We start from the raw sequence: 21,871 nt of genomic DNA, 5'->3' as shown, positions 1-21,871 counted from the left end.
CGATGAGGAGCGGGCACTCGGCGGTGGTCAGGATGTTCAGGTGACTGAAGTCGCGGTGCATGACGAGCTTGCGGGGTTTCGCGGCCATGGCTGGGGCGGCGATCGCGTCGATGCGCACGGCGGCGTCCTTGAGCGAGCGGGCCTGGCGGGCGTCGAGCACGCCGAGGTCTCGCGCCTGTGAGAGCCAGGTGTCCCATTCGGATTCGGGGTGGGAGGTGTAGTCGGCGTCGACCGTCGGGTCGGCCTCAATGTCGAGGCGCTCGATCGCCGCGACGGTGGCTCCAGCCCACGTGGCCAGCGCGTCCGCGACCGGAGGTTCGGGGTGCTCGCCCTGGTGGAAGCGCACGGCGTGGGCGTAGACGCCGTCGCCGATCGGCTGCCACAGGCCCGTCTCGCACGCCTCGGGGATGAGCGGTTCGGCGGTCGGGACGCCCGCGCGCCAGGCCGCGGCTTCGAGGAGCCCTGCCTGGGCGGCGACCCCCAGCCAGAAGTCGCCCCAGGGGCGGGTGGCCTTGACGACCCACTCGCCGGAGTCGGTGCTGAAGCGCCACACGGGGAACGGTTCGTCGTGCTTGAGGACTTCGGCGGGTCGGTGCAGTCGCCCCAGGCCGATGCGCTCGGCCACTTCGGCTGGTTCCATGGGCGCCATTGCATCCTCCGCCCGGGCCTCGACGCAACCGATTAAGCGCAGGCCGGGAGCCACGGGGCCGCCGGGTCGGGTCCGGAACGTTCGCACCCGACCCAGCGGCCCCGCGACCTACGCTCCGGTGAGGATCGCCAGTTGGCTGGTGGCGCGGGTCATCGCGACGTAGCGGTCCACCGCGCGCTCGACGCCGCCGTCGCCTTCGCCGAAACCGGCGGGGTCGAGGACCACGACCAGGTCGAACTCAAGGCCCTTCGACAGTTCCGGGGTGAGCGAGCGGACGCGGGACCGGTCGCCCGACCGGTCCTCGGTGCCGGGGGCGGCGATGACGCAGGCGGTGCCTTCGGCGTGCTCGGCGAGCCAGGCGTCGAGGATCGGGTCGAGGTCGGCGGCGGCGCCGTGAAGGACCGGGAGGCCGCTGGAGCGGACCGAGACGGGCACGTTGGCGTCCGGGAGGGCTTCGCGGATGACGACCTCGGCTTCGGCCATGACCTCCTCGGGGGTGCGGTAGTTGATGTGGAGGGAGGCGGTCTCGATGCGGCCCATGCCGACGCGTTCGAGGCGCTCGGCCCACGACTCGGTGAAGCCGTGCCGGGCCTGGGCGCGGTCGCCGACGATCGTGAAGCTGCGCGAGGGGCAGCGCTGGAGGAGCATCTGCCATTCGGCGTCGGTGAGCTCCTGGGCCTCGTCGACCACGATGTGCGCGAACGGGCCGGCGAGGAGGTCGGGGTCGGCGACGGGCAGGGCGTACTCCTGGACGAGGGCGTCCTGGAGGTCGGCGCCCTTGAGCATGATCATGGCACCCTCGTTGTCGTATTCGGCCGCGAGCAGGTCCTCGGCGACGCGCCTGACCCTCTCGCGCTCGACGGCCACGGAGGCTTCGCGGCGGCGCTCGGCGCGGGCGGCCTCGGGGTCGCCGAGGCGCAGGCGGGCGGCGTCGAGGATCGGCAGGTCCGAGACCGTCCAGGCCCGCGGTTCGGGCCGCTGGAGCCGCGCGATCTCGTCTTCGGCGAGCCAGGGCGCGCACATCGCGAGGTAGGCGGGGACGGTCCACAGGTCGCCGACGAGGTCGTCGGGGTCGATGAGCGGCCAGGCGCGGCTGAAGGCGGTGACGAACGCGCGGTCCTTGAGCAGGGAGCGGCGCACCATGTCGGGGGTGACGCCCTCCTCCTCGGGGTGCTTGTCGACGAGGATCGCCAGGAGCGCCTCCCAGACCACGTTGCGGGCCTGGTTGTGCGGGATGCCCTCTTCGGCGGCCTCCCAGGCCTCGGCCCAGTCGGCGGCGGCGAGCCAGACGTCCGCCCAGTCGGTGCCGACGCGCATCCCCTGCTCGGGGCACCGCTCGTAGAGGCCGATCGCGGGTTCGATGGCGGCGGTCATCCTCGCGTCGGCTTTGAGGCGCGCGGTCTCGGGGTCGGTTTCGGCGGGCGCCTCGGCGCCTTCGGGGAGGAGGTCGCGGAGGGTGCAGACCTGGACGCCCTCTTCGCCGAGGTTGGGGAGGACGTCGGAGACGTACGCGAGGTAGGGCTGGTGGGGGCCGATGAAGAGGACGTCGCCGCGGTGGTGGCCCAGGCGCGGGTCGGTGTAGACGAGGTAGGCGGCGCGGTGGAGGGCGACGACGGTCTTGCCGGTGCCGGGGCCGCCGTCGACCACGAGGGCGCCGTGGGAGCCGGCGCGGATGATCGCGTCCTGGTCGGCCTGGATGGTGCCCAGGACGTCGCGCATCCGCTCCGAGCGGTCGCCGCCGAGGCTGGCGATGAACGCGGACTGGTCGTCGAGCGCGGCGTTCCCTTCGAGGCCTTCGGCGGTGAAGACCTCGTCCCAGTAGTCGCCGATGCGGCCGCGGGTCCAGCGGTAGCGGCGGCGGCTGGCCAGGCCCATCGGGTCGCCGTGGGTCGCGCCGAAGAACGGCTCGGCGGCGGGGGAGCGCCAGTCGAGCAGGAGGCGGCGGCCCTGGCCGTCGGTGAGGCCGAGGCGGCCGATGTAGACCGGGTCGGAGCCGTCGGCGGCGACGATGCGGCCCAGGCAGAGGTCGAGGCCGAAGCGGCGCAGGGCCTTGAGGCGGGCGGTGAGGCGGTGGATCTCCTGGTCGCGGTCGAGGGCGGCCTGGCCGGTGCCGCCGGGGGCGCGGCGGGCGGCGGCGAGGCGGTCGGTGAGGTCGGCGATCGTGGCTTCGAGGCTGGCGCCGATGGCGGCGAAGTGGCGCTCGTCGTCGGCGACGAGCTTCGGGTCGGCTTTGGCGGAAAGGTTGGCGGGCAGTTGGAACACGCTGTGCTGCAAAGGATTCACCTCGTGGGTTCCGGTGGGGGCGGGCGGCGGCTCGGCCCCTCCTGGTACTTCGCTCCTGGCCTGAGATCGGCTATTGTGCACGACGCCGCAGGTCATAGCCGTGACCCGGTTCCAAGTGGGTCGGCTCGGGTGTGGTAGATACTGGAGACAAAGGGGCGTTGATGCGCCCCTTTCGCTCGTTCGGGTGAAAGCGCGGCCGCGGCGGCGCGTCTTGTCGGACCCGCGCGCGACGCTGGAGCGGCGCCGCCGCCGCACCTTGTTCTCCCACCCTGGGTGGGAAATCCCTCTCCCCATCTCTCCCATCCACGTTTGCGCACCGCCCCTGCTTCCGCTCGGCCATCACCCCGCCGCGCTGCCGCGCGCCCTCCCTCGCCTCGCCGGCCTGTCGCGCCCGCCCCCTCACGCACACGATGCTCCTGCCGCACGCCCGCTGGAGCGTTTCGGCGGTTCAGTCGGGCACGGGTTGCAACTTAACTGGTTCAGTTCTATTCTATCGATATTCTTCAATATGCCTGGTAGTGGCGCTGAAAAATCTGATTACTCGGTTAAGCGATGCGCGTGAAGCAGCGGCTCATGCGGCGATCCCGCACGCCCGCTCGACCGCGCCGCCGGGCACCGGAACGCTCTCGACCCTCACTCGAAGGAGCACACCATGAAACGCAAACTGGCGATCCTCCTCGCCCTCTGCATCACCATGATCGGACTCGGCCTCGCCGAGACCGCGCCCGCCGCCGCACAGGACTACCCGACCTGCCAGAACGGCTCCGCCTCCGACCCCGACGGGGACGGCTGGGGCTGGGAGAACGGCCAGTCCTGCATCGTCCAGAGCGGCTACCCGACCTGCCAGAACGGCTCCGCCTCCGACCCGGACGGCGACGGCTGGGGCTGGGAGAACGGGCAGTCCTGCATCGTCCAAGGAGGCGGCGGCGGCGGGCTCACCTGCCCGTCGAACGCCGAATGCGGCTCCTACACCGTCAACGGGCTCGGCAACCGCAAGCAGCAGATCCTCAACTACGGCGGCACCACCCTCGACCTCGCCATCGCCATGCTCGAAACCGACGGCATGACGACCAACTACGCCTACGGCGACAACAAGACCTACGACGCCGCGAACTTCGGCATCTTCAAACAGAACTGGCACATGCTGCGCAACGCGTGCAGCTGGTTCACCGGCCAGAGCGTCAACGACTGGAACAACGGCGCCCTGCTCAACAGCGACCTCGGCGCCGACCTCTACTGCCGCCACCAGGCCCAGAACCACTACGGCGAATACGTCTGGTTCGCCGGCCACCGCAACGGCGAATCCGGCCTGAGCAACCCCAACACCGACGACATCGACAAGTACCGCACCGCCGTCTACTGGATCAAGGGCCAGCTCGAATCGAACGCCGCCAACCTCTACAACGACACCAGGTTCTGGGTCGACGTCGAGGCCATCTGAACGAGACGCGCCGCCGGACCCTCGGGTCCGGCGGCGCGACCGCTCAAGCGGCGAGAAGCCGCCCGATCTCCGCGACCTGCGCGTCCGAAAGCGGGCCGTGCTCCAACGCCCCCGCGTTGTCCTCCACCTGCGCCACCGTGCGGCAGCCCGGAATCGGCACCGTCGCGCCGCTCACCGCCCACAGCCAGCCCAGCGACCCCTGTGCGAGCGTCCGACCGCCGGACGTGAGCACCTCCCGCACCGCCTCCAAGCGGGCGAGGGACGCCGGCGCAGGGCGCCCGTCCTCGCCGAACAGAGTCATCCAGCCCACTCCCGAAGCGCGCACGTCCTGCTCCCCGACCTGCGTGCCCGCCCCGTACTTGCCCGTCAGGAGCCCCATCGCCAGCGGCCCGCGGTTGACCGCCGCCAGCCCGAGCCGCTCGCACACCTCCAGCACCTCCGGCTTCGCGCCGTGCAGGACCGAGAAGTCGTGCTGGACGGCCGCGAAGTGCGCGCCCGCGCCGCCCCAGGCCTCGGCCCGGTCCGCGAGGTCGGTGCTCCAGCCGTAGGCGCGGATCTTGCCCTCCGCGACCAGCGCTTCGAGCGTCCCGAGCAGCTCCGCGGCAAGGTCGACGGCCAGATCGCCGATGTGGAGCTGGTACAGGTCGACGTAGTCGGTGCCGAGCCGCTCCAGCGAGGCGTCCAAGGCCTTGCGCAGGTACTCGGGGGTCTCACCCGCACCATCGGCGTACTTCGTCGCCTCGTCGAAGCGCCAACCCCACTTGGTCGCGATCACGGCCCGGTCGCGGCGGCCCGCGAGGGCCCGGCCGAGCACGCGTTCGCTCCGGCCGGCGCCGTAGACGTCGGCCGTGTCGAAGAAGTCCACGCCCAGGTCGAGGGCGCGGTGCACGGTGCGGGTCGACTCGGCGTCGTCGACCTCTCCCCACCCGCTGGGGCCCGCGTCGTTGTGGAAGGGACCACCGATGGCCCAGCAGCCCATGCCGATCCCGCTGACTTCGATTCCGCTGTTGCCGAGAGTGCGTCGCATCATGCCCTCGACGCTATGACCTGGAGTGCGCTCCAACGCAAACCCGCATTTCAGCGCCGCGAACGATGCGCACAGTGCACCCGGGCGGGTCCGGGCGCACCGCCCGCGGGGAGTGAGTGAAAGATGTGGCCCCATGGGTGAACTTCCCTCGGAACCGGCCGCGTGGGCGGCGCTCGCGCTGGCCGCGGCGCTGGTCGGCTTCTCCAAGACCGGGATCAACGGCACGGCCTCGCTGTCGATCCTGCTGTTCGCGACCGTACTGCCCGCGAAGGAGTCGACGGGCGCACTCTTGCCCGTGCTCATCATCGGCGACCTGTTCGCGCTGCGGTTCTACTCCCGGCACGTCGCCTGGCCGGTGCTCGCTCGCCTCGCGCCGTGGGTGGTCGTGGGGGTCGGGGCGGGCGCGGTGCTGCTGTGGCGGGTCGACGACGCCGCGATGCGGGTGCTCATCGGCGCGATCCTGCTGGCGATGCTCGCCGTCCAGGTCTGGTCGCGGCTGCGCCCCGCAAAGGACCCCGACCCGGACTCGCGCAGGGGCTTCGGGCGGCGCAGCGCCGCGGCCGGGACCGGCGTCGCCGCGGGCGCGGCGACGATGCTCGCGAACGCGGCCGGGCCCGTCATGGTCCTGTACCTCATGCTCTCCGGTTTCCCGAAGCTGCGGTTCCTGGGCACGATGGCGTGGTTCTTCTTCGCGGTGAACGTGTTCAAGGTGCCCATCAGCGTCGGGCTGGGGCTCATCACCTGGCCGACGCTGCTGACCGCGCTGTGCCTGGTCCCGGCGGTCGCCTTGGGCGCCTTCACGGGCCGGGCCGTGGTGCACCGGGTGAACCAGCGGCAGTTCGAGGTCGCGACGCTCGTGCTCAGCGCGGTCGGGGCGGCGCTCCTCATGGTGTGAGGGGTGCGGCGCCGCCGTTTCGGGCGGCGCCGCGGCGCTCAGCGGGACGCTTCGGCCTCCGCGATGGCGGCGAGCTGGCCGGTGACCGCGCCCCAGCCGTCGAAGAAGCCGAGCTCCTCGTGGCGGTCGCGCGAGGCCGGGCTGCCGTGGCGCACCAGGACGCGGTAGTCGGTGCCCTCCGGGTGGTCGGCGAGGACGATCTCGGCGGTCATCGCGACCGGCTCGGGCGCGGCCGGGCGCCACTCGGCGTCGATCGCGTTGGTGAACACGATCCGCTCGCCCTCGTCGACGACGAGGAAGCAGGCGTCGAGGTGGGGGACGAAGGTCGTCCCGTCCTCGCTCATGCGCGTCACGAGCGCGCCGCCGGGCCGGGCCTCCAGGTGGTCGACGCGGCAGGTCATGGGCGCCGGGAGCCACCAGCGTTCGAAGCGGGACGGGTCGGTCCAGGCGCGCCACACGAGGTCGCGGGGCGCCTTGATGACGCGGTCCAGGGTCAGGTCGAGGTCGGGTTTCACGGTCGTTCCTCCTTGGGATCGGTGACGAGGCGTTCGAGCCGGTCGGTCCGCTGCTCCCAGACCAGCCGCTGCTCGGCCAGCCAGTCGTCGACGGCGGCGAGCCGGTCGCGGCGGAGCACGCAGGTGCGCACCCGGCCGCGCTTCTCGGTGCGGATGAGGCCGTTCGCCTCCAGGGTCCGCACGTGCTTCATGAAGGAGGGGAGGGTGATCGGGAAGGCGTCGGCGAGGTCGCCGACGCTCGCGGGGCCGGTGCCGAGGCGCCTGACGACGGCGCGGCGGGTGGGGTCGGCGAGCGCGGTGAAGATCCCGTCGAGGTCCGCCGAGGCCGGCTCCACCGCCGCCGAATAGTTAGCCATGTGGCTAAGTATTGCACGGGGCGGGACGGAACGCAAACGCCCGGAGCCTGCGGCTCCGGGCGGTGCTGTCGGTCAGATGGGGTCGGTCAGGCGCGTTCGATCGCCCGGAGCGTCGCGGTGCAGGCGGCGAGGTCGGCGGGGCTGCCCGCGTCGGCGATCTGCGCGACGGTCTGCACCATCGCCCAGGCGCGGACGCGTTCGAGGTCGGCGCCGAGCCCGTCGGCGACGGCCCGCAACAGCTCGGTCCCGCCGAGCGGGCCGTGGAGCTGCTGCTTGAACAGGAAGAACGCGCCGTCCATCGCACGCTCGGCGAGCACCGGCTTGGGGTCGATGAGGAGCCAGGGCTCGCGCTCGGCCGACACGACGTTGCTCTGGTGGTTGTCGCGGTTGGCGATGCCCGCCGTCTCGGCGCCGTCCAGCTCGGCACAGAGCTCCGCACCGAGCGCGAGGTCGTTCGCCAGCTCCGGCGACGCCTGCGCCGCCGCCGCGGTGAACTGCACCGACCAGCCCTTCAGCAGGGACGCCGCGGTCGGCGGCGCGGGGAAGTCGGGCGCGGGTTCGTAAGGGCGCCAGAGCCGCCGGAAGAGGTCGCAGGCGATCGCGCAGCGCTCCAGCGCGGCCGAGCGCTCGCTCAGCCCGGGGAATGTCGTTGCGAGGAGCGCGGTGCCGGGGCGGGCGCGTTCGAGGAGCATCGCGCCGGTGGCGGGGTCGTACTCGTAGAGGCGGACGGCGCCGTCGCCGCCGTAGGCGCGCAGGGCGGTCGGCTCGGAGCGGTTCTCGTCGTCGAGCATGTCGACCTTGAGCACGACCGGGGTCCCGTCGGCGCGGACGAGCGGCAGCGCGTAGGCGGTGGTGCCGCCCTCGAAGGGCGCCCCGGCGGGCCGCAGGTCCCAGGCCTCGGCGAGACGGGCGACCACGGCGGGCAGGTCGTCGAGCCAGGCGCGGCCCGGTTCGCCGTACCAGTCGAGGATGATGTGGCGGGAGGTCTCGGGGACGGGTGCGAAGGCCATGGCCCGATTATCGAAGCGGGCGCGGCGGCGCGCGAGCGCTTTTCGCAAAGAGCGCTGCGGCGCCGCCCCTTCGGGTAAGGCGGCGGCGCTTCCCGTTCGCGCTCATCGCGATGGGCGGTTTCGGCCCGTGCGGTAGGGTCCCTGCGGAGGTGCACGGAAATGAGCGTTCGACTTGCGGCGTACGCGGTCTGCATCGAAGAGGGCCGGGTGCTCCTGTCGCGGTACACGATCGCGGGCGAAGCGGACCACTGGACGCTGCCTGGCGGCGGCGTCGACCAGTCCGAGGACCCGATCGACGCGGTGATCCGCGAGGTCGCCGAGGAGACCGGGTGCACCGCGGTGGTCGAGCGGCTCATCGGCGTCGACTCCCGCGTCATCCCCGCCGCCGAGGCGCGCGGCGGGACCGAGCACCAGAACATCGGCGTCTACTACCTGGTGCGCATCACCGGCGGGCGGCTGCGGCCCGAACCGGGCGGCGACATCGCCGAATCGGTGTGGACGCCGCTCGGCGACGTCCCGCTCCTGCCACGCTCCTCCCTGGTCGACAACGGCATCGCCCTCGCCCTGACGCTGCCGGCGACCGGCCACGTCGCACCCGTCCCGGTCGCGGGCCTGCTCCGGCACTGAGGGCCCGGTTTCAGCGCCCGTAGGAGTGCGGCGCGAGCTGCGGGAAGCCGCGGAGCACGCCGGTCTCGATCGCGCCGCTCAAGAGCCCGTGCAGGAAGGCCACCGCGCCCGTCTCGTGGAACTCCCAGATGTGGTCCTCGGCCTGCTGCACCGCCACGGTCCAGTCCCGGGACGGCCGGGCGTCCGCGACCCAGTAGAGGTACTCCGCCCCGCCCGTGCCCGCCCATCCGATGAGGCGCGTGCCCGGCGCCCGGAGCCGTTCGGGTTTGGCGTGCCCGGGCAGCTCCTCGGCCCAGAACTCCTCTGCGTCACGGGCGATCCGGAGCCCTCCCTCGAGCAGGTCGTATCCGGGCGTGTCGCACCCGGGGGCGAAGAGGACCAGTTCGCGGTCGAAGACGCCGCGGCCGTACGCGTCGAGCAGCGCGACGTAGTCGGGGGGCGGCGGTGCGCCGAGCACCGCTTCGGCTCCGGCCCAGTCGTGCCGGGACGGATGGGCGGTCATGTTCGCCAGTCGGGCGAGGTCGTCGAGCGCGGTCACCGGGGCTCCTCGTTGCTGCGGCCGAGACGGCGACACTACCCCGGCCCCGCGCGGCGCACGGGAGTACGGTTCGGGCGACCCCGACCGTCCACGCCCCCTTGGAGTCCGCATGACCCGCCGCCGCCTCCCGCGCCCGAAGGAACTGCTGCCGCTGCTCCGTTTCAAACGGCCCCAGTGGAACGCGAAGCGGCGCCGGCTCGACGCCGCGCTCACCGTCGAGGACCTGCGGCGCATCGCGAAGCGCCGCACGCCGAAGGCCGCGTTCGACTACGTCGAGGGCGCGGCCGAGGCGGAGCTCTCGCTCGCCCGCGCCCGGCAGGCGTTCGAGGACATCGAGTTCCATCCCGCGATCCTGCGCGACGTCGCCGACGTCGACACCGGATGGGACGTGCTCGGCGGACGCGTCGCGCTGCCGTTCGGCATCGCCCCCACCGGGTTCACGCGCTTGATGCACACCGAAGGGGAGCGGGCCGGGGCGGCGGCCGCCGCCGCCGCGGGCGTCCCGTTCGCGCTCTCGACCATGGGCACCACCGCCGTCGAGGACGTCGCCGAGGCGGCCGGACCGAACGGGCGCAACTGGTTCCAGCTGTACATGTGGACCGACCGCGACCGCTCGATGGCGCTGGTCGAACGGGCGGCGAACGCGGGCTTCGACACGCTCCTGGTGACTGTGGACGTCCCGGTGGCCGGAGCCCGCCTGCGCGACAAGCGGAACGGGTTCTCGATCCCGCCGCAACTGACGGCCCGGACGGTGCTCGACATGGCCCGGCACCCGGCGTGGTGGTTCGACATGCTGACGACCGAGCCGCTCGCGTTCGCCTCGCTCAACCGCTGGCCGGGCACCGTCGCCGAGCTCATCGGGAGCATGTTCGACCCCACGGTGGGCTTCGACGACCTCGCGTGGATCAAGGAGCAGTGGCCGGGGCGCCTGGTCGTCAAGGGCGTCCAGACGGTCGCGGACGCGCGGCGCCTGGCCGACCTCGGCGTTGACGCGGTGACGCTGTCGAACCACGGCGGGCGCCAGCTCGACCGCGCGCCGATCCCCTTCCACCTGCTGCCCGAGGTGGTGCGGGAGGTCGGGCGGGACGTCGAGGTGCACTTGGACACCGGGATCATGTCGGGGGCCGACGTGGTCGCGTCGGTAGCGCTCGGCGCGCGTTTCACCATGGTGGGGCGCGCGTACCTGTACGGGCTCATGGCGGGCGGGCGCGAAGGCGTCGACCGGACGATCGCGATCCTCGCCGACCAGGTCGAACGGACCATGCGCCTCCTCGGCGTGGCCTCCCTCGAAGAGCTCGAACCGCGCCACGTCACGCAGCTCCAGCGGCTGGTCCCCAGGGCCCGTTAGTGTTCGGCGAGGCGCGCCGCGTGGCGCGCCATCTCGGCCAGCGCCTCCAGGTCGAGGTCGCCGATCGAGCCGAAGGCGATGCTCGCGGCCCCGGCCTTGACCTTGCCGAGTCGCGCGGCGTACGTCTTCGACAGGTAGGCACCGTCCTCGACGGCGTTGACGTACAGGCTCAGGTGGCGGCGCTGCTCGGCGAGTCCTATGAGGAACCAGTCGACGCTCTCGCCCCGCGGGCGGGCCTGCACGAGGTCGCCGTAGCCGACGATCGCCTGTTCGGTGCCGCCCCAGAAGGTCCCGCGCCACAGCGTTCGCGGGAGGCCGGGCATGGCCTCTCGCAGCGTCGCGTCGACGCCGAGCAGGGAATCGGCGCGGGAGGAGGCGGCGAGGAACGCGTCGACGTCCTCGTCGGTGTGGTGCATGGATGCCTCGGCCATGGCTCGATTGTCCCCGCGGGCACGGGCTCGGGGGGCGGTTCGGTCAGCGCAGGTGCGCGAGGGCGCGCAGGCCGCGCACGACGTCGTCGGCGGTCGGGGCCCCGTCGGGGTCGATGAGGTGCTGGGTCATCACGCCCGTGATGAGGGCGAACTGGACGGCGCCGGCGGCGCGGGCGTCGGCGGCGCCGGGGGCGAGGTGTTCACCGAGGCCGACGCGGGCGCGTTCCTGGTTCGCGGCGAGCCGTTCGCGCAGCTCGTCGTCGCGCAGGGTCGGCGCGAGGATCTCCAGGTTCGCCCGCCACAGCCCCGGCTTGGCGCTGAAGGACTCGATCATCCCGACCCAGAAGGCGCGCAGGCGTTCCTCGGCGTCCCCGGCCTCGGCGCCGACGGCCATCATCTCCTCGGCGAGTTCGCCGGAGAGGTCGACCATGGCCTGGAGGAGGAGCTTGTCCTTGGTGCCGTAGTGGTAGCCGATCGAGCCCAGGTTGGTGTTCGAGGCGGCCACGATGTCGCGCGCGGTGGTCCTGCTGTAGCCGCGCTCGACCAGGCAGCGCTTGGCGCCTTCGAGCAGGTCCTCTCGGTGTCCCATGGCGTGATCCTAGCGGGCGCCCCGGATTTATACAGTCGTATGATACGTTCGTATAAATCTGCGGCGCACCGCGTCGCGCCACCGCACCGCGCCGCCCGCGGCGCGACCGAGAGGAACCCCCAATGCACCTCCAGCGCTACACGAAGGGCAACTTCGCCCCGGTGACCGAGGAGGTCACCGCGTTCGACCTGCCGGTGACCGGCCGCATCCCCGCCGACCTCGACGGCAGCTACCTCCGCATCGGCCCCAACCCGCTGGGCATCGAGGACCCCTCCGCGCACATCTGGACGCTCGGCGAGGGCATGGTGCACGGCGTGCGCCTGCGTGAGGGCCGCGCCGAGTGGTACCGCAACCGCTGGGTGCGCTCGGCCGCCGTGGCCGACCGGCTGGGCGAGCCCCGGCGCGGGCGTCCCGTCGACGAGCGGTTCGACTTCGCGCCGAACGTCCAGGTCGCCGGGCACGGCGGGCGCGTCTTCGCCCTCATCGAGGGCGGGCTCGCCCCCTACGAGCTGACCCCCGAGCTCGACACGGTCGGGCCCTGCGACCTCGGCGCGAGCCCTGAGGGCTTCAACGCCAACGCCCACAGCAAGTTCGACCGCGACACCGGCGACATGCACTCGCTCGCCTTCCGCTACGGCGCCGACTTCCTCCAGTACCTCGTGTGGGAGCCGGGCGGCACCGCCAAGCGGGTGGTCGACATCCCCGCGCCGACCCTCCCGTACATGCACGACTTCGGCCTCACCGAGCACTACGTGCTCATCTACACCTCGCCGCTGTCCTTCGACCCCGCCAGGCTCGCCACCGGCGTGCCGTTCGGCTGGAACGAGGCGCTGCCGACGCGGCTGGGCGTCATGCCCCGCGAGGGCGGCGAGGTCCGCTGGATGGACCTGCCGCCGGGCATGGTCGGCCACACGCTCAACGCCTATGAGGAGGGCGGGACGATCGTCGCCGACGTCATCGTCCACCAGGGACGGTTCGAGATCGTCGACATCGGGGCGGGCCGGCCCGTGCTCGAACGCTGGACCGTCGACCTCGCGGCCGGGAAGGTCCGCACGGAGCTCCTGCACGACCGGCCGCAGGACTTCCCGCGCATGAACGGGCGCTTCGCCGGGCGCCCGTACCGGTACGGGTACTCGGCCTCGACCGAGCTGTACGCGCCGCCGAGCGCGCTCGACCCCGACCGGCCCGACGAGGGCTTCTCGAACGCGATCCTCAAGCACGACTTGGCGACCGGGACGACCGAGACCCACGAGTTCGGCCGCGACGCCGCCGCGGGCGAGACGGTGTTCGTGCCCGCCGAGTCGGCCGCCGCCGAGGACGACGGGTACAACCTGCTGTTCGTCCACGACCCGGACCGGGGCGCCGCCGACCTCGTCATCCTCGCTTCGCAGGACTTCGCGGGCGAACCGCTCGCGCGGGTGCACCTACCCGCGCGCGTGCCGCTGGGCCTGCACGGCAACTGGATTCCGGCGGTGTGACCGCGGGGCCGCTCCGGCCCGCCAGGGCCGGGGCAGTCCCCCGCCCTCCCAAGGGGGGCGACCCCACACCAATTGTTCTGCGCGGGTCCGACAAGAAACCGCTGTCACAACGGCGAAGAGCGAGAACTCACCCGAACGAGTGATCAGGCACCGGTGCGCCCGTCATCAACCGATCGGCTGATCCGCGCTCCGCACCTTGACGCCGCAACGACCGCCCGCGGGTCGATTCGCCTGGGCCGCAACCCGACGAAGCTTGTCGTATGGCGATCATCGAAGTGCACGACCTCACCAAGTCCTACGCCGGGCGCACCGTCCTCGGCGGCGTCTCGTTCTCCGTCGAAGAGGGCGAGGTGTTCGGCATCCTCGGCCCCAACGGCGCGGGGAAGACCACCGCCGTCGAATGCGTCGAAGGCCTCCGCAGGCCCGACTCCGGCACCGTCAAGGTCCTCGGCCTCGACCCGCGGCGCGACGCCCGCGCCCTGCGCGAGCGGATCGGCGTCCAGCTCCAGCAGACCCAGCTGCCCGAGAACCTCAAGGTCTGGGAGGCCCTCGACCTCTACGCCTCCTTCTACAAGGCGCCCCGCGACTGGCGTGAGCTCCTCGACGAATGGGGCCTCGCCGAGAAGCGCGACACCCGCTTCGGCAAGCTCTCCGGCGGCCAGAAGCAGCGCCTGTTCATCGCGCTCGCCCTCGTCGGCGACCCGAAGGTCGCGTTCCTCGACGAGCTGACCACCGGCCTCGACCCGCAGGCGCGGCGCGCCACCTGGGAACTCGTCAAACGGGTCCAGGCGAGCGGCGTCACCACCGTCCTCGTCAGCCACTTCATGGACGAGGTCGAGGAACTGTGCGACCGGGTCGCCGTCATCGACCGCGGCGAAGTCGTCGCCCTCGACACCCCCGCCGGGCTCATCGGCGAAGGCGCCGGCGCGCAGCAGATGCGGTTCACGCTCCCGGCCGGCGCCGCCGACCCCGCCGCGCTCGTCGCCGCCGTCCCCGGCGTCACCGCCACCGCCCGCGAAGGCGACCGGGTCACCGTCACCGGCACCGGCGACTTCGCCACCGCGGTCACCGCCCAACTCGCCCGCCACCACGTGCTCGTCTCCGACCTGCGCATCGACCGGCGCTCCCTCGAAGACGCCTTCATCGCCCTCACCGGCCGCAAGCTCGACGACTGACCTCGCCCCCTCCCCACCGCCGCAACAGCGAACGAACGGAACCCGCCATGAACGCCCTCGCCAAACTCACCGCCGTCGAGACCAAACTCCTGCTGCGCGAGCCCGGCTCACTCGTCAGCGTCCTCATCCCCCTGTTCATCCTCGTCGTCTTCGGCTCCTCCATCGACGCGACCGACACGACCCTCCTGCCGATGTCCCTCGCCATCGCCGTCGGCCTCGTCGGCCTCTACCTGCTGCCGACCACCATGGCCTCCTACCGCGAACGCGGCATCCTGCGGCGCCTCTCCACCACGCCGATCCGCCCCGGAAGCCTCCTCGCCGTCCAACTCGTACTCCAGACCGCGCTCGTCCTCATCGCCTGCGGGCTCCTCATGGGCGTCGCCTCGGGCGTCCTCGGCGTCCGCCTGCCCGGCGGCCTCCTGCCGACCCTCGGCGTGTTCCTCCTGGGCACCGCAGCGATGTTCGCCATCGGCCTGCTCATCGCCGCCCTCGCCCCGAACGGGCGGGCCGCCAACGGCATCGGCGTCCTCCTCTACTTCCCCATGGCGTTCCTCGCCGGACTCATCCAGCCGGTCGACCAGATGGCTGCTACCGTGGCCCGCATCGGCGAGTACACCCCGCTCGGCGCCTTCAGGTCGGCCCTGCACCAGGCCTGGTCGGGGCAGGCCCCCGACGTGCTGCCGCTCGTCCTCCTCGCCGTGTACACCCTGGCCGTCAGCGCCCTCGCTGCCCGCCTCTTCCGCTGGGAGTAGCAATGACCGGTGCGGGCGGGCTCGACCGCTGGGAACGACGCCTCGACCTCCAACTCTCCTTGGCGCCGTATGTCCTCCTCGTCGTCTCGGCGGGCCTGTACTGGCTCACCGAGGACGCGGCCTGGGGCGGGCGCCTCACCGCGCTCGGCCTCGCAGCCGCGTGCGCGGCCTGGATCCGGTTCCTCCTCCCCGCCGAAGGGACCGGGGCGGCGCGCAGCGGCCTCTACGTCGCCGGGCTCATCGCCTTCATCGCCGCCCTGAGCTCGCAGTCGATGTGGTTCGCGGCGTTCTTCGGGTTCACCGGGCACCTCCACTCGTGGCGGTACCTCAAGGGCCGCATCCGGTTCGCCGGGGTGGCGGCCACCGCCGCGATCAGCGTCGCCGCCTACACGGGCCTGCCGGGCACCGCCGCAGAGGCCCTCACGGCCGCACTGTTCACGGCCGCGATCACGGCGCTGGTGGGCCTGTTCAGCGTCGTCGGCGACGTCACGGCCGAACGCAGCGCCGAACGCAAACGCACCGTGGAACGGCTCGAAGCGGCGCTCGCCGAGAACGCCGGGCTCCACGCGCAACTGCTCGTCCAGGCCCGCGAGGCCGGGGTGATGGACGAGCGGCAGCGCATCGCCGCCGAGATCCACGACACGCTCGCGCAGGGCCTGGCGGGGATCATCGCGCAGCTGGAGGCCGCGAAGGAGGACGCCGACTGGCGCTCGCGGCTCGCGAAGGCGACGCTCCTGGCACGGGAGAACCTCGCCGAGGCGCGGCGGACCGTCCACGCGGTCGTCCCGGCGCAGTTGGAGACGGCGGCGCTGCCGGAGGCGCTCGCGGAGGTCGCCCGGCGGTGGTCGGCGCTGCACGGGACGCCCGCGGCCGTCGCGGTGACCGGTACGATCCGGCCCATGCACCCCGAAGTCGAGGGCACCCTGCTGCGGGTCGCGCAGGAGTCGCTCGCCAACGCCGCCAAGTACGCCGGGGCCGGGCGCGTCGGCGTCACTCTATCCTATATGGACGACGTGGCGGCGTTGGACGTGCTCGACGACGGGCGCGGGTTCGACCTCGCGCTGGCCGGGGAGTCGGGCGGGTTCGGGCTGACGTCGATGCGGCGGCGCGTCGAGCGGCTCGGCGGGACGTTCGCGGTCGAGTCGTCGCCCGGCGAGGGGACGGCGGTCGCGGCGACCGTCCCGGCGCTCGCGCCGATGGAGGTGAAGGCATGAGCGGCACGGTGATCCGGGTGCTCATCGCCGACGACCACCCGATCGTGCGGGACGGGTTCCGCGGCGTGTTCGCGGCCGAGGAGGGTTTCGAGGTCCTCGGGGAGGCCGCGAACGGCGCCGAGGCGGTGGCGATGGCGAAGGCGCTGCGGCCGGACGTGGTGCTCATGGACCTGCGGATGCCGGTCATGGGCGGGGTGGAGGCGATCGGCGAGCTGGCGCGGGCGGGTTCGCCCGCGAGGGTCCTGGTGCTCACGACGTTCGACACCGATCAGGATGTGCGCCCGGCGATCGAGGCGGGCGCGACGGGCTACCTGCTCAAGGACACCGGCCGCGAGGACCTGGTGAAGGCGGTGCGCGCGGCGGCGCGGGGCGAGGCGGTCCTGTCGCCGGCGGTGGCGGCGCGGCTGATGAGCCAGGTGCGGGCGCCGCGGGAGGCGCTGAGCGAGCGGGAGGTCGAGGTGCTGCGGCTCATCGCGGACGGCGCTTCGAACCGGGAGGCCGCCAGGCGGCTGTTCATCAGCGAGGCGACGGTGAAGACGCACCTGCTGCACCTGTACGCGAAGCTCGGCGTGAACGACCGCGCGGCGGCGGTTGCGGCTGGTTTTCGCAAGGGGCTGTTGGGGATCGAGGAGGACTGAGGGGCCGCATCCGACCCGGGGCAGTCCCCCGCCCTCCCAGGGGGGCGACCCCACGCCAATTGTTCTGCGCGGGTCCGACAAGAAACCGCTGTCAAAACGGCGGAGGGCAAGAACCCACCTGATCGAGTGAACGGCGGGGGTGTGCTGAAACGGCTCTCGGCGGGATCGGGCTCGCCCCGCTCCCGCCGAGAGCCGTTGCCTAGCAGTCGTTGTCTAACAGCCGACGTCTAGCAGCCGATGCGGCCGAAGCCGGTGCGGGTCACGTTGACGATCGCCGGGCGCGGGAGCGTCCCGGGGCCGTCGGGCCACTCGGAGAGCGGGTTCTCGTAGCTGGCGCCGTCGAGCTCGCCGGGGTGCTGCGCGGCGACCAGGACGTGCTTGTCCTGGACGACCGGGCCGCAGGTCTCGGCGCCGATCGGCACGGTCAGGAACTGCTTGACCTGGCCGCGGTCGGCGCCTTCGAGCGGGACGGCGAACAGGCCGTCGTTGGCGCCCAGCGCGTTGCCGTCGGTCGAGATCCAGAGGTTCCCGTACGAGTCGAAGGCCACGTTGTCGGGGCAGGAGATCGGTGAGACCTGGTCCTTGGGGAACCCGCCGAAGTAGGTGCCCTCGTCCTCGGGGTCGCCGCAGACCAGGAGCAGGCTCCAGCCGAAGGTGAGCGCGGTCGGGTCGTCGTGCCGCTCGACGAGTTCGAGGACCTGGCCGTGCTTGTTCGCGTTGCGCGGGTTCGCCTCGTCGGCCTTGGCGTTCGAGCCGGTGCCGCGCGCGGTGTTGTTGGTGAGCGCGACGTAGAGCTTGCCGGTCTTCGGGCTGGTCTCGACGTCCTCGGGGCGGTCCATCTTCGTGGCCCCGACCTTGTCGCCGGCCTGGCGGGTGAAGACGTACACCTCGTCGGCGGTCATGCCGTCGACATAGGACTTGCCGCCCTTGGCGAGCTTGATCCACTCGCCGGAGCCGTCGAATTTGCCGTCGGCGGGCAGCGCGCCGGTGCCGTCGATCTCGGCGGCCGGGCTGTCGCCGGTGAACTTCGCGACGTAGAGCGTGCCCTCGTCGAGGAGGGTGCGGTTGTGCTCGCGGGCGCGGCGGCTGTTGCCGCGCTTCATCTTCTTGTCGGAGACGAACTTGTAGAGGTAGTCGAAGCGCTCGTCGTCGCCCATGTAGACCACGACGCGGCCGTCGCGGGTCAGGCGCGGGCCGGCGCCCTCGTGCTTGAAGCGGCCCAGGGCGGTGCGCTTGCGCGGCGCCCAGTCGGGGTCGTACGGGTCGAGTTCGACGATCCAGCCGAAGCGGTTGGGCTCGTTGGGTTCCGCGGCGATGTCGAAGCGCTCGTCGTACTGCTCCCACCTGCGGCCGCTGGCGGCGCCGGAGAAGCCGTAGCGGGCGAGGCGGGCCTTGGCGACGGGGTCGGTGACGCTCGCGGTGTTGGCGAAGTACTGGTTGAAGTTCTCCTCGCCGGAGAGGATCGTGCCCCACGGGGTGGTGCCGCCCGCGCAGTTGTTGAGGGTGCCGAGCACGGTGGTGCCCTCGGGGTCGGCGCTGGTCTTGAGCAGGTCGGAGCCGGCGGCGGGGCCGGTGACGACGAACGGGGTGGTGGCGGTGATGCGCCGGTTCAGCTCGTCGCCCACGCGGGGGGTCAGGTCGCCGGTGCGGCGGTCCTCGTCCACGGTCACGACGGTGAGGCCGTGTGCGGCCCAGGCGATCTCGACCTGGTCGCGGGTGGGGGCGGCCCCGTCGTAGGCGGGGAACATGAGCGGCTCGTCGGTGTACTCGTGGTTGGCGACGAGGACCTTCTTGCGGCGGCTGTCGGGGTGTTCGAGGAGCGCGACGTAGTCGTTGTTGTAGCCGAACTGGGCGGCCTGCGACTCGGGGGTCTGGTCCTCGGGGTCGAACTCGGGCGCGCCCTTGAGGATCGGGTCGCCCCAGCGGATGACGACCTGCTGGTCGTAGCCGTCGGGGATGGTGACCTGGTCGGCGCGGTTGGGCGCGACGGGTTCGAAGTCGAGGCCGCGCGGGGCGCGGTCGCGGTGGGCCGAGCTGGCGGGGGCGGCGGTCTCGGACGCGGCGGCCGGGGCGGCGAACGCGCCCGTGGCGCCGACCGCGAGGGAGGCGACGACGCCGCTGCGCAGCAGCGAGCGGCGCGAGACGGCCTGCGCGATGAGGTCGCCGAGGTAGGGGTTCTCCGAGGTGTTCGGCACCGGGTGGCTGCAGGCGTTGCCGCAGCGGAAGGCGCAGGTCATCGCCGAGCGTCCGCCCGCGTGGGGGGCGAACAGCGGCAGACGGGGGCGATCGGATGGGGATTGCATCGCGGCTCCAATTCGGTCCGATATGAGCGAGCGGGGGGACTCGCGGTCTTGTGTTCTCACCTGTGTGGAAGCTATGCGGCGCTGTGGTGCGGTTCCACCAACCGGAGGTGAACACCGCGCGAACGACCCCCGGCGGAACCGTGGGACTGGAGGTGGGCGCAATAGCGAGGCGTTGGGAGCGAAGGCGACGCGGCGGGCCCGGGCGCGCCGAAGGCCTGCAGGTGGCCTGGGGGAGGCCCCCCGGTTTTCAACGCTAGTCGGAGGTACCTGAAGCGGAGCTGAAGTCGAGCGGCGTTCGCGAAGGGCACGCGGGCCCGGGCACGCCGAAGGCCTGCGGGAGGGCCGGGGGAGGCCCCCCGGTTTTCAACGCTAGCCGGAGGTACCTGAAGCGGAGCTGAAGCGGGGTTCGGCGCGCCTTCGGGGTGCTGTGAGCCGTCGTGTTATCGGTTGACAAAGTTTATCGACACAACTTAGTGTGGATGCGCCGTCGGTCCGGGCCGGCGGCGGACCGCCGCCTCCAGGGAGGGAACCGCCTTGCGCCAACCGACCGTCTCCGCCGCCGAGCACCCGATCGTGCCGGGCTTCTACTCCGACCCGACGATCTGCCGGGTCGGCGAGGACTACTACCTCGCGCATTCGAGCTTCGAGTACTTCCCCGGCGCGCCGATCTTCCACAGCCGCGACCTCGTCTCCTGGCGCCAGATCGGGAACATCCTCGACCGCCGCAGTCAGTTCCTGCGCGGCGACGGGCGCGCCTCGGGCGGCATCTACGGCTCGACGCTGCGCCACCACGACGGCCGCTTCCACTTCGTGACCACCAACGTCGGCGACGCCGAGTCGGGCCAGACCATCGTCACCGCCGAGGATCCCGCCGGCCCGTGGAGCGACCCGGTGTTCGTGCGCGAAGCGGTCGGCATCGACCCCGACCTGTGCTGGGACGAGGACGGCGAGTGCTATCTGACCTGGAAGGGCACCGTCTTCAACGGCGAGGGCGACGGCATCTTCCAAGGCCGCCTCGACCTGGAGACCGGCCGCTTCAAGTCCGAGCCGTACCAGGTCTGGCAGGGCCTCGGCCTCGCCGCCTCCGAAGCGCCGCACCTCTACCGCGTCGGCGACCGCTGGTACCTCATGCTCGCCGAGGGCGGCACCGAGCGCGGCCACACCGTCACCGTCGCGCGCGCCGACCGCCCCGAGGGCCCCTACGAGGCCTGCCCCGCCAACCCGATCTTCTCCCACCGCTCGCTGGCCCACCCCGTGCAGAACACCGGGCACGCCGACCTCGTCGAGACCGCCGAAGGCGAGTGGGCGGCCGTCTACCTCGCGGTGCGCCCGCTCGGCTTCACCCCGCAGTTCCACGTGCTCGGCCGCGAAACCTTCCTCGCCGGGATCGACTGGGTCGACGGCTGGCCGGTGTTCGACGAGGGCCGCCACTCCTTCACCGCACCCGACACCTCCTTCGGCGACGAGTTCGCCTCGCCCGCTTTGGATCCGCGCTGGGTCGCCCCCTCCAGCGAGCCCGAGGCGATCGCCTCGCCGCACCCGGGCGGCGGCCTCGAACTGCGCGACCCGAAGGACGACTCCCCGGGCCTGCTCTGCTTCCGCGTCCAGGACCACCGCTGGAGCGCCACCGCCGCGTTCACCGGTTCGGGCCGCTTCGAGCTGCGCATCGACGACCGGCACCGCTACGGCCTGCGCTTCGAGAACGGCCTGGTCACCGCGTACGCGCGCATCGGCGGCGTCACCGCCGACCTCGGCTCGGCCCCCGCCCCGGGCGGGGAGGCCGTGCTCGCGATCCGCGCCGTCGAGTGCGTGGCCGAGACGCTGACGGCGTACGGGCCCGACGACGTGGTGCTGTCGCTGGGCGGCGCCGACCCGGTGGAGTTGGCGCGCCTCGACGGTCGGTACCTGTCGACCGAGGTCGCGACCGGGTTCACCGGCCGCGTGCTCGGCGTCGGCGCGGTCGGCGGCGCCTCGCGCCTCACCGCCGTCGACTACCGGGCCGACCGGCTCCCCGAGTAGCGAGACGCGAAGCGGCCCCCGGGGATACCCCGGGGGGCCGCTCCTTTCCTGCACGCCGACCGGAGTCTCGGTCAGTAGTGCTCGCGGACCACCACGACCGGGCATTTCGCGTGGGCCACGCAGTTCTGGCTCACCGAGCCGATGAGCGCGCCCATGAAGCCGCCGTGCCCGCGACTGCCGACGACCAGCAGCGCGGCGTGCTCGGCCACGTCGACGAGGGTCTTCGCGGGATGCCCCGCGACGGCCTTCAGCTCGATCGGCACGGCCGTCGAGTCCCCGCCCGCCTGCCCGACGGCCTGCTCCAGGTTCCGCTTCGCGGCCGCCTCGAACTCGTCGCCGCCGGGGAGCACCATCATCCCCGAGCCGTACATTACCGGCACCTCCCAGGCGTGCACCGCCTCGATCGACGCGCCCGTGCGCTCGGCCTGGCGCAGCGCCCACTCCAGGGCCCGCACCGAGGCCGGGGAGCCGTCGACGCCGACGACGATGCGTTCGGTCTCCTGTGCTGACGCGTCCATGTGCGTCCCTCCGTCCTGCCGAGTCCGTGGCTCCGGGGGTACCCGCGAGGGCCGAATCCAACCGC

The 21,871-nt window shown here is 72.4% G+C and carries 21 protein-coding genes and 1 pseudogene; 11 read left to right on the top strand and 11 right to left on the bottom strand.

Going from position 1 to position 21,871, the window contains the following annotated elements:
* Both E9998_RS17760 and helR read right to left on the bottom strand, forming a co-directional pair.
* A partial coding sequence (locus tag E9998_RS17760; protein WP_158299858.1) for a phosphotransferase occupies positions 1-640 on the bottom strand: 640 nt, incomplete at its 3' end.
* A 117-nt stretch (positions 641-757) separates the two neighbouring features.
* Positions 758-2,932 (bottom strand): RNA polymerase recycling motor ATPase HelR, encoded by a 2,175-nt coding sequence (gene helR, locus E9998_RS17755; RefSeq protein ID WP_136531028.1) that lies wholly within the window; start codon positions 2,930-2,932, stop codon positions 758-760.
* A gap of 742 nt (positions 2,933-3,674) precedes the next feature.
* Here helR and E9998_RS27140 point away from each other — a divergent pair.
* Both E9998_RS27140 and E9998_RS17750 read left to right on the top strand, forming a co-directional pair.
* A pseudogene (locus E9998_RS27140) lies at positions 3,675-3,851 on the top strand (carbohydrate-binding domain-containing protein); the annotation flags it as partial.
* Positions 3,840-4,373, top strand: a complete 534-nt coding sequence (locus tag E9998_RS17750; RefSeq protein WP_420842452.1) for a lysozyme family protein — start codon at positions 3,840-3,842, stop codon at positions 4,371-4,373. The pseudogene E9998_RS27140 and the gene E9998_RS17750, both read left to right, overlap by 12 nt.
* A 43-nt stretch (positions 4,374-4,416) precedes the next feature.
* Here the strand turns inward: E9998_RS17750 and E9998_RS17745 are convergent, their stop codons facing one another.
* Complete coding sequence (locus E9998_RS17745; protein ID WP_136531026.1) at positions 4,417-5,403, bottom strand: aldo/keto reductase; 987 nt, start codon at positions 5,401-5,403, stop codon at positions 4,417-4,419.
* Between the two features lie 130 nt (positions 5,404-5,533).
* On the opposite strand from E9998_RS17745, the gene E9998_RS17740 reads away from it, so the two are divergent.
* On the top strand, positions 5,534-6,295 hold the full coding sequence (locus tag E9998_RS17740; RefSeq protein WP_136531025.1) for a sulfite exporter TauE/SafE family protein: 762 nt from the start codon (positions 5,534-5,536) through the stop codon (positions 6,293-6,295).
* A gap of 38 nt (positions 6,296-6,333) precedes the next feature.
* Here the strand turns inward: E9998_RS17740 and E9998_RS17735 are convergent, their stop codons facing one another.
* From E9998_RS17735 to E9998_RS17725, 3 genes are all read right to left on the bottom strand, one after another.
* The gene (locus tag E9998_RS17735) at positions 6,334-6,810 is read right to left on the bottom strand and encodes an SRPBCC domain-containing protein (protein ID WP_136531024.1); all 477 of its coding nucleotides are present in this window, start codon (positions 6,808-6,810) and stop codon (positions 6,334-6,336) included.
* Positions 6,807-7,166, bottom strand: coding sequence for an ArsR/SmtB family transcription factor (locus E9998_RS17730; RefSeq protein ID WP_136531023.1), 360 nt, complete (start codon positions 7,164-7,166; stop codon positions 6,807-6,809). The genes E9998_RS17735 and E9998_RS17730 overlap by 4 nt, the downstream gene beginning before the upstream one ends.
* An 86-nt stretch (positions 7,167-7,252) precedes the next feature.
* Positions 7,253-8,176: an aminoglycoside phosphotransferase family protein gene (locus E9998_RS17725; RefSeq protein ID WP_136531022.1), complete on the bottom strand. Its 924-nt coding sequence runs from the start codon at positions 8,174-8,176 to the stop codon at positions 7,253-7,255.
* A 159-nt stretch (positions 8,177-8,335) separates the two neighbouring features.
* On the opposite strand from E9998_RS17725, the gene E9998_RS17720 reads away from it, so the two are divergent.
* Positions 8,336-8,803, top strand: a complete 468-nt coding sequence (locus tag E9998_RS17720) for an NUDIX hydrolase (RefSeq protein WP_136531021.1) — start codon at positions 8,336-8,338, stop codon at positions 8,801-8,803.
* Positions 8,804-8,813: 10 nt separating this feature from the next.
* Here E9998_RS17720 and E9998_RS17715 read toward each other — a convergent pair whose 3' ends face one another.
* On the bottom strand, positions 8,814-9,341 hold the full coding sequence (locus tag E9998_RS17715) for a hypothetical protein (RefSeq protein WP_136531020.1): 528 nt from the start codon (positions 9,339-9,341) through the stop codon (positions 8,814-8,816).
* A 109-nt stretch (positions 9,342-9,450) separates the two neighbouring features.
* Here E9998_RS17715 and E9998_RS17710 point away from each other — a divergent pair, with 109 nt between their 5' ends.
* The gene (locus E9998_RS17710) at positions 9,451-10,689 is read left to right on the top strand and encodes an alpha-hydroxy acid oxidase (RefSeq protein WP_136531019.1); all 1,239 of its coding nucleotides are present in this window, start codon (positions 9,451-9,453) and stop codon (positions 10,687-10,689) included.
* On the opposite strand, the gene E9998_RS17705 is transcribed toward E9998_RS17710, so the two are convergent.
* Both E9998_RS17705 and E9998_RS17700 read right to left on the bottom strand, forming a co-directional pair.
* A complete protein-coding gene (locus E9998_RS17705) occupies positions 10,686-11,120 on the bottom strand; it encodes a DUF1801 domain-containing protein (protein ID WP_136531018.1) in 435 nt (144 codons plus the stop codon). The genes E9998_RS17710 and E9998_RS17705 overlap by 4 nt on opposite strands.
* A gap of 43 nt (positions 11,121-11,163) precedes the next feature.
* Complete coding sequence (locus E9998_RS17700) at positions 11,164-11,709, bottom strand: TetR/AcrR family transcriptional regulator (protein WP_136531017.1); 546 nt, start codon at positions 11,707-11,709, stop codon at positions 11,164-11,166.
* 122 nt (positions 11,710-11,831) lie between these two features.
* Between E9998_RS17700 and E9998_RS17695 the strand changes: the two genes are divergently transcribed.
* From E9998_RS17695 to E9998_RS17675, 5 genes are all read left to right on the top strand, one after another.
* Complete coding sequence (locus E9998_RS17695; protein WP_136531016.1) at positions 11,832-13,187, top strand: carotenoid oxygenase family protein; 1,356 nt, start codon at positions 11,832-11,834, stop codon at positions 13,185-13,187.
* A 260-nt stretch (positions 13,188-13,447) separates the two neighbouring features.
* Complete coding sequence (locus tag E9998_RS17690) at positions 13,448-14,362, top strand: ABC transporter ATP-binding protein (RefSeq protein WP_136531015.1); 915 nt, start codon at positions 13,448-13,450, stop codon at positions 14,360-14,362.
* Positions 14,363-14,409: 47 nt separating this feature from the next.
* Entirely contained in the window at positions 14,410-15,114 is a 705-nt protein-coding gene (locus tag E9998_RS17685; RefSeq protein ID WP_136531014.1) for an ABC transporter permease, read from the top strand.
* Between the two features lie 2 nt (positions 15,115-15,116).
* Complete coding sequence (locus E9998_RS17680; protein ID WP_136531013.1) at positions 15,117-16,328, top strand: sensor histidine kinase; 1,212 nt, start codon at positions 15,117-15,119, stop codon at positions 16,326-16,328.
* The gene (locus E9998_RS17675; RefSeq protein WP_136531012.1) at positions 16,325-16,966 is read left to right on the top strand and encodes a response regulator; all 642 of its coding nucleotides are present in this window, start codon (positions 16,325-16,327) and stop codon (positions 16,964-16,966) included. Before E9998_RS17680 ends, E9998_RS17675 begins: the two co-directional genes overlap by 4 nt.
* A gap of 227 nt (positions 16,967-17,193) precedes the next feature.
* On the opposite strand, the gene E9998_RS17670 is transcribed toward E9998_RS17675, so the two are convergent.
* Positions 17,194-19,269 carry a PhoX family protein gene (locus tag E9998_RS17670; RefSeq protein ID WP_136531011.1) on the bottom strand — a complete coding sequence of 692 codons (2,076 nt, stop codon included), beginning with the start codon at positions 19,267-19,269 and terminating at the stop codon, positions 17,194-17,196.
* A 534-nt stretch (positions 19,270-19,803) separates the two neighbouring features.
* On the opposite strand from E9998_RS17670, the gene E9998_RS17665 reads away from it, so the two are divergent.
* Complete coding sequence (locus E9998_RS17665) at positions 19,804-21,288, top strand: glycoside hydrolase family 43 protein (protein ID WP_136531010.1); 1,485 nt, start codon at positions 19,804-19,806, stop codon at positions 21,286-21,288.
* 71 nt (positions 21,289-21,359) lie between these two features.
* On the opposite strand, the gene E9998_RS17660 is transcribed toward E9998_RS17665, so the two are convergent.
* Positions 21,360-21,806 (bottom strand): universal stress protein, encoded by a 447-nt coding sequence (locus E9998_RS17660; protein ID WP_136531009.1) that lies wholly within the window; start codon positions 21,804-21,806, stop codon positions 21,360-21,362.
* Positions 21,807-21,871: the final 65 nt, after the last annotated feature.

The organism is Glycomyces paridis, from assembly GCF_004912155.1.
Lineage (GTDB): Bacteria > Actinomycetota > Actinomycetes > Mycobacteriales > Micromonosporaceae > Glycomyces > Glycomyces paridis.
Note: the sequence above shows the minus strand (reverse complement) of the source record. Positions and strands in the feature narration are given on the sequence as shown.